Below are 7,495 nucleotides of genomic sequence, written 5' to 3' on the forward strand. Positions count from 1 at the left end.
ACTCAGCTGTATGGGGCATGTTTTGATTAGCATAAGATAGGAAGGCGCGTTTTGTCAGAAAAAATGAGTGAGTCGGTACGATCACCAATTTGGGATATGTTTGCCAAGCAAGCGGCATTTATTGCGGCTTTGTTATTTTTATTCTTCTTTGGTTTGGCGACCTATACCTACAACCCAGATGATGCTGGTTGGTTTTATTCAGGTAGCGGCGCTGCAACTCAAAACTCTATGGGGCCAATTGGTGCCATTCTTGCTGATTTAGCATCTGGCTTTTTTGGATCTTTGTTTTATTCTTTGCCTCCTTTGTTTTTCTGGGTTGCTATAATCATATGGCGTAACCCACACTCTTTGTTGCCACTTAATAATGCTTTGCTTTGTACTGTTGGTAGCATCTTATATTTATCATTTGGCTCTGTTTTATGTTTTTTACATACGGTTGGTGAGCCTTCATTGCAATATGGTACTGGTGGGATATTGGGGCGTGGCCTTGGGATCTTGTTGTATGGCTTTATTGGTTATGATGGTGCAACCTTAGTTAGTTTGGCTTTGGTGATTTTGTCTTTTACTTTATTGTCTCAAGTTCATTGGTTAGGGGTGATGGACAGTTTAGGGGAGAGGGCTTACACCTTTGTTATGTATGTTCGCCAAAAATGGGCGAATAGCCGTGAAGCAAAAGCCAGTAAAAAAGCCAGCGCTGCTGACAGTGTTAATATTGCTGATGAAGCAGAGGAACCTGCGATTGTCAGAAAGAGAAGAAAAGCTTCTATTGAACCGACGAAAGTTGAGCCTGTCGTTAAAGAGCAGTCAAATCCTAACGTTTTATTTGAAGATTCATTAGGTGAGGAATCTCATCTAGAGGAAGGTAAGAAATCGAGGTTTCGTTTGCCTTCTCTGTTTTCAAGATCTAAATCTGCTAAAGCAGATGAATCGCACGCGGATTTACCAATCACTCATGAAGAGCCTGCGTTTGGTGGTTTAGATGATTTGTCTGTTGACGGCCTATCCTTTGATGATAAAGACGTCAATTTTGGCGATACTCTTTATATCGAAGAGTCTTGGTCAGCAAAACATGATGATTCTGCAAAAGACAAGATTGCTCAACCTAAACAAACAGCAGCGAAGCCTTTTGAATGGGAGGATGAGGATAAGCAAGAGGTTGTTCCCTCAAGTATTTCTAAAGAGCAAGCTGATGCCATGCTGTTTAATGATGACAAACAGCCTTCGACGATTCCTCCAGCACATAAGCCTGCATTTCGTACTCTGTCTGAAGCTAAACAGCTAGATTCCCTTAGTGGTCCTTATGCAGATGAAGTAGACAGTAACAAAAAAATAGAGGCTTATTCGTTACCAGATCGCTCGGTATTAACTACTCCTAAGCCTAAGCAGGGTGGTTATTCAGAAGATGAATTATTGGCATTATCTGAATTGCTAGAGCAGCGCTTGCAGGATTTTGGGGTAAAAGCAGATGTGGTTGAAGTTAACCCTGGCCCTGTTATTACTCGTTTTGAGATTCAGCCTGCACCAGGTGTGAAAGTTTCCCGTATTACCAACTTAGCTAAAGACCTTGCGCGTTCTTTGAGTGTGATGAGTGTGCGAGTGGTGGAGGTGATTGCTGGTAAATCGACCATCGGGATCGAGATTCCTAATCAGGTTCGTGACACCGTGTATTTTTCTGAAGTGATTAATTGCGATGCCTACGATAGATCGTCTTCGCCACTAACTTTATCGCTTGGTCATGATATTTCAGGTGAACCCGTTGTTGTTGACTTAGCAAAAATGCCTCACGTGTTGGTGGCTGGTACAACAGGTTCAGGTAAGTCGGTTGGTGTTAACGCCATGATTTTAAGTATGTTGCTAAAATCGACGCCAGATGAAGTGCGTATGATCATGGTTGACCCAAAAATGCTTGAATTATCGATCTATGAAGGTATTCCGCACCTTTTGACGCCGGTTATCACTGACATGAAAGATGCTGCTAATGGCTTGCGTTGGTCGGTAGATGAAATGGAGCGCCGCTATAAACTAATGTCGAAATTAGGTGTGCGAAACATCGCGGGCTACAACAAAAAAGTGCGAGATGCTATTGAAGCAGGTAAGCCAATTCAAGATCCATTATGGCAGCCTGAAATGGCCATGTTCTCAGAAGATGGTGTCGCTCGCACTGTGCCACATTTAGAGCCTTTGCCTTACATTGTAATCATAGTCGATGAATTTGCCGACATGATGATGATTGTCGGCAAAAAAGTGGAAGAACTAATCGCTCGTATTGCACAGAAGGCGCGTGCTGCTGGGATTCACTTAATTCTCGCTACACAGCGTCCTTCTGTAGACGTTATTACCGGCTTAATAAAAGCGAACATTCCAACTCGTATGGCATTTCAGGTTTCTTCGAAAATTGACTCCCGAACGATTCTTGATCAAGGCGGTGCAGATCAGCTGTTGGGTATGGGGGATATGTTGTATCTACCCGCAGGTTTGCCAACTCCAATTCGTGTGCATGGCGCTTTTGTCTCTGATGAAGAGGTGCATGCGGTGGTTGAAGAGTGGAAGCAACGAGGCGAGCCAGACTACATCCAGGATGTGGTGGTGAACCCTGAAGATCTCATGACGGACGGCGGTGGAGAAGATAAAGATGCACTTTATGATGATGCTGTGAAAATTGTCATTGAAACGCGTAAAGCTTCGATATCTTCTATTCAGCGCCGATTAAAAATCGGTTACAACAGAGCGGCTAACTTGGTTGAATCGATGGAAGCTGCTGGTCTAGTTGGCCCAATGGGGACCAACGGACAGCGTGATATTTTGATTCCAGAATAAAGAATGATGGTTCAAGAGTTCTTGTTTTTCGGAACTCTTATTTTTAATGTTTTTATGGAGATACAACTTGTTAAATAAATTAGTCACTATGGCTATGTTTACTATCGTAACGGTCTTTCAGACAGCGATGGTGCAAGCAGCCGATGCAACCAGCTCGATAGAAAGTTTGTTAGAGTTGAACCGTAATATTGAAGGTGAGTTTCGACAAGTCACTTATGATGAAAAAGGTAAGCAGCTGCAAGTAAGTGAAGGTGTTTTTCTTCTTGCAAAGCCTAATCAATTTGTTTGGGATAGCGTGACGCCTTTTGCACAGCGTATTATTTCTGATGGTAAATATATTACCGTTTGGGATGTGGATTTAGAGCAAGCGACGAAGAAGCCTTTGTCTGGTGCGGTAGGTAATTCTCCAGCTGCATTGTTGGGGCAGCCAGCGGCAGAAGTGCTTCCACACTACAATGTGACAACGCTTGGCGATGAAAAATTTCGTTTAGCGCCGAAAGAGGACCAAGACTTATTTCAAACATTGACTCTGTCTTTTCGTAATAAAGTGATTAGCGCGATGAGTATCTTGGATGCGCTAGGACAAACAACGGTGATTGAGTTTAAAAATGTTGAGACACATGAAGGCGTGGCGAAAGAAAATTTTGTCCTAGACTTACCTGCTAACGTGGATGTGATTGTAGAAGGTCAGTAATGAAGGATCTTTTTTCGGACATACCTGCAGGAGGTTATCAGCCTCTGGCAGCCAGAATGCGACCTGCTAGTCTCGATGATTATATTGGGCAGTCGCACTTGGTTGGTCCGGGAAAACCATTGCGAAGAATGGTAGAAACAGGTCATTGCCATTCTTTTATTCTTTGGGGTCCTCCGGGAGTAGGGAAGACCACTTTCGCTCAGCTTCTATCTCATGCCCTAGATGCACAATTTATTGAAATCTCAGCCGTCATGTCTGGCGTTAAAGAAATTCGTGCGGCGGTAGATCAAGCAAAAAATCTGCGTCAGATGAGCGGCACTCAGACGGTTTTGTTTGTCGATGAAGTGCATCGTTTTAATAAGTCACAGCAAGACGCTTTTTTGCCCTTCATTGAAGATGGCACCTTTTTGTTTATTGGTGCAACCACGGAAAACCCAGCCTTTGAATTGAATTCTGCATTGCTATCTAGAGCGCGTGTTTATCGCTTGAAAACACCGAGCGCAGATGAGGTTAAGCTTGTGCTTGTGCGAGCCTTGAAAAATCACGAACAAGGCATTGCCGCCTACTCTCAAGAAAGTGGTTTTCAAATAGACGATTACTTTCTGTCTGTATTGGCTCAAGCCGCTGATGGTGATATTCGTCGAGGCCTCAATTTCTTAGAGATATTATCTGATCTTGTGGAGCCAGGAAGTAAGGTGACTCAAGAGCAGTTGGAAGATGTGCTGGGTGGCAGTGTTCGTCGTTTTGATCGTAAAGGCGATGTATTTTACGATCAAATCTCTGCGTTTCATAAATCCGTTCGTGGCTCTTCGCCTGATGGTGCCTTATATTGGATGGCGCGTATGCTCGATGGTGGCTGTGATCCTTTGTACATAGCGCGTCGCTTACTAGCTATTGCATCAGAAGATATTGGTAATGCGGATCCGCGAGCCTTGCAAATCGGCTTAAACGCTTGGGATGTCTTTGAGCGAGTTGGTCCGGGTGAAGGGAATCGTGCTATTGCGCAAGCTGCTGTATACATGGCGTGCGCACCTAAGAGTAATGCAGTTTATAAAGCCTTTAATCAAGCAATGTCTGATGTCGCGGCACAGCCCAGTTATGAAGTGCCTGCCCATTTGCGTAATGCACCTACCTCCTTGGCGAAAAGCATGGGGCACGGCGATGAGTATCGCTATGCTCATAATGAAGAGCATGCTTACGCCGCCGGTGAAAACTATATGCCAGAAGAATTGGTCAATATGCGTTATTATCAGCCGACAGATCGCGGCCTAGAGAAAAAAATCAATGACAAGCTTGCTTGGTTGTCTGATTTAGATAATCACAGCCCATTACAACGTTATGACTCTTTTTCGCAAGGCTTAGCTCAAGGGGATGAAGAATGATGTATTTTATGATTGCCATTGGTGGTGCGTTTGGCGCATTGAGCCGTTATGGTATGACGAGATGGGTCAATATCTACTGGAATCATCATTTTCCTTTCGCCACTATGCTAATTAATGTACTAGGTTGTGTGTTGATGGGCGTGGCGTTTGTAGTGATAAGCGAACGCATGCCATCCCTTGAACCGTATCGGCCTCTGATTATGGTTGGGTTTTTAGGGGCATTTACCACTTTTTCTACTTTTTCTTTGGAAATTGTCTCTCTTATTAACATGCAGGCTTGGCTAAGTGCTGTAAGCTATTTATTATTGAGTTGTGTTTTAGGAATTGCTGGTTTAGCGGCTGGTATGGCCGTTACTCGTTTTTTTTGATCCCTGTTATTGTTTGAAGACACCCTAATTTATTTATACACACTGATTGAAGGATATTGTTGCCCAGATGTTAGACATTAAAGCATTACGCGCTGACCCAGAAGCCATTGCGGCTCAACTTAAAAAGAAAGGCTACGAGTTGGATGTGGCGACTTTTTCTTCCTTAGAAGAGCGTCGTAAAGCCATTCAAGTAGAAACTGAGCAGCTGCAACAAGCCCGAAATTCAGTGTCCAAAGAGATTGGTCAGGCGATGAAGTCTGGCGATAAAGATAAAGCGGCTGAACTAAAATCACAAACAGCAACACTAGGTGATGATCTTGAAGCGGCTAAAACACAGCTGACACAAGTTCAAGAAGAATTGGAAGATTTGTTAGAAGGCATTCCAAACCTTCCTCATGCATCTGTACCAGAAGGTAAGACTGAAGACGATAACGTAGAAGTTCGTCGTTGGGGTACGCCTAAGCAATTCGATTTTGAGCCAAAAGACCATGTGGATCTAGGTGAAGCAATGGAGATGCTGGATTTCGAAGCGGCGGTAAAAATTACCGGTTCTCGTTTTGCTGTTATGCATTCTGATTTGGCGCGCCTACATCGTGCTTTGACTCAGTTTATGATCAACACGCATGCTGATTTGCATGGTTACACTGAAGTGTATGTACCTTACTTGGTAAACGCTCATTCCCTAAAAGGAACAGGTCAGCTACCTAAATTCGAAGCAGATTTGTTTAAAGTGCCAGTGGATAAAGACAGCGGAAATAACGATCTTTACCTGATTCCAACGGCAGAAGTGCCAGTGACGAACTTGGTGCGCGATGAAATTTTAAATGACGCTGATTTGCACAAGAAATTTGTTGCTCATACACCTTGTTTCCGCAGTGAAGCTGGCAGCTATGGTCGCGATACTCGTGGCATGATTCGTCAGCATCAGTTTGAAAAAGTTGAGTTAGTTCATGTTTGTCGCCCAGATATTTCTGAACAAGTACTTGAAGAGCTTGTTGGTCACGCTGAAGTGATTTTGAAGAAACTAGAGCTTCCTTACCGAACTGTGATCTTGTGTGGTGGCGACCTTGGTTTCTCTGCACACAAAACTTATGACATTGAAGTGTGGTTGCCAGGTCAAGGTAAGTACCGTGAGATTTCTTCTTGCTCAAATATGTGGGATTTCCAAGCTCGTCGTATGCAAGCGCGCTGGCGTAACCCAGAAACAGGCCGTCCAGAATTAGCACATACCTTGAATGGTTCAGGTTTGGCTGTAGGTCGTACATTAGTTGCCGTACTTGAAAACTATCAAAATTCTGATGGTAGCGTGCGCGTTCCTGATGTGTTGGTACCTTATATGGGCGGTAAGACCGTTTTGAAAAAAGCGTAAGCTAAATTTTCTAATAAAAAAGCCTCAACGGAGGCTTTTTTTGTATGAGTGGATATTGGAAGTTATGACGGGCAAGGTCTATTTGATTGGTGCGGGTCCAGGTGATCCTGAGTTATTGACGTTAAAAGCATATCGTTTATTAAAAATGGCTGATGTGGTTTTGTATGATCGCTTGGTTGGCAAAGAAATTATTGAGCTAATTCCTGAGTCAGCAGAAAAAATGTATGTGGGTAAAGCCAAGTCTTTGCATAGCCTTCCGCAAGAAGAGATTAACAGCCTACTTGCTGCCAAGGCCAAAGAAGGCCACATGGTAGTGCGTTTAAAAGGCGGCGATCCTTTTATCTTCGGGCGCGGCGGTGAAGAACTTGAAGAGTTGATTGAAGAGGGCGTGCCTTTTGAAGTGGTTCCGGGTGTGACGGCGGCGGCAGGTTGTGCGGCTTATGCAGGGATACCTTTAACGCATCGTGATTATGCTCAGTCGGTTCGATTTCTCACAGGTCATTTGAAAGACGGCACGACAGAGTTACCTTGGGAAGAGTTGGTGCATCCAGCGCAAACCTTGGTTATTTATATGGGCTTAACAGGCCTTAAAGACATAACTCAGTCGTTGATTCGCTTTGGTATGAGTCCATCCATGCCGGTGGCAATTGTTGAAAAAGGCACAACCAGCGAGCAGCGCGTTTTTACGTCCACCATTCAAGATGTCTATGAAGTGTCCGTGGTGAATGAAGCGAAATCGCCAGCATTATTGATAATTGGTGAGGTTGTGAACTTGCAGAAGAAATTAGAGTGGTATGGTAAATATTGATATTGGATTGATGAATTTTTATAGGCTTTTGTAGATACCATCTCTCCTAATCAGCCT

The 7,495-nt window shown here is 43.8% G+C and carries 6 protein-coding genes; all 6 read left to right on the forward strand.

Annotated elements, in window-relative coordinates; genetic code table 11:
- The first annotated feature begins 51 nt into the window (after positions 1 to 51).
- The 6 genes from TY87_RS11475 (at position 52) to cobA (ending at position 7,438) form a co-directional block, all read left to right on the forward strand.
- Positions 52 to 2,817 (forward strand): FtsK/SpoIIIE family DNA translocase, encoded by a 2,766-nt coding sequence (locus TY87_RS11475; protein WP_442919210.1) that lies wholly within the window; start codon positions 52 to 54, stop codon positions 2,815 to 2,817.
- Between the two features lie 67 nt (positions 2,818 to 2,884).
- Positions 2,885 to 3,511, forward strand: a complete 627-nt coding sequence (lolA, locus tag TY87_RS11480; protein WP_232617116.1) for an outer membrane lipoprotein periplasmic chaperone LolA — start codon at positions 2,885 to 2,887, stop codon at positions 3,509 to 3,511.
- A complete protein-coding gene (locus tag TY87_RS11485) occupies positions 3,511 to 4,893 on the forward strand; it encodes a replication-associated recombination protein A (protein ID WP_100187183.1) in 1,383 nt (460 codons plus the stop codon). The genes lolA and TY87_RS11485 overlap by 1 nt, the downstream gene beginning before the upstream one ends.
- Positions 4,890 to 5,261 (forward strand): fluoride efflux transporter CrcB, encoded by a 372-nt coding sequence (crcB, locus tag TY87_RS11490; RefSeq protein WP_072840974.1) that lies wholly within the window; start codon positions 4,890 to 4,892, stop codon positions 5,259 to 5,261. Before TY87_RS11485 ends, crcB begins: the two co-directional genes overlap by 4 nt.
- Before the next feature lie 67 nt (positions 5,262 to 5,328).
- Complete coding sequence (gene serS, locus TY87_RS11495) at positions 5,329 to 6,630, forward strand: serine--tRNA ligase (RefSeq protein WP_100187184.1); 1,302 nt, start codon at positions 5,329 to 5,331, stop codon at positions 6,628 to 6,630.
- 64 nt (positions 6,631 to 6,694) lie between these two features.
- Complete coding sequence (gene cobA / locus TY87_RS11500; protein WP_012070928.1) at positions 6,695 to 7,438, forward strand: uroporphyrinogen-III C-methyltransferase; 744 nt, start codon at positions 6,695 to 6,697, stop codon at positions 7,436 to 7,438.
- Positions 7,439 to 7,495 lie beyond the last annotated feature (57 nt).

Origin of the sequence: Marinomonas sp. BSi20584 (assembly GCF_002792415.1) — a bacterium.
GTDB lineage: Bacteria > Pseudomonadota > Gammaproteobacteria > Pseudomonadales > Marinomonadaceae > Marinomonas > Marinomonas polaris.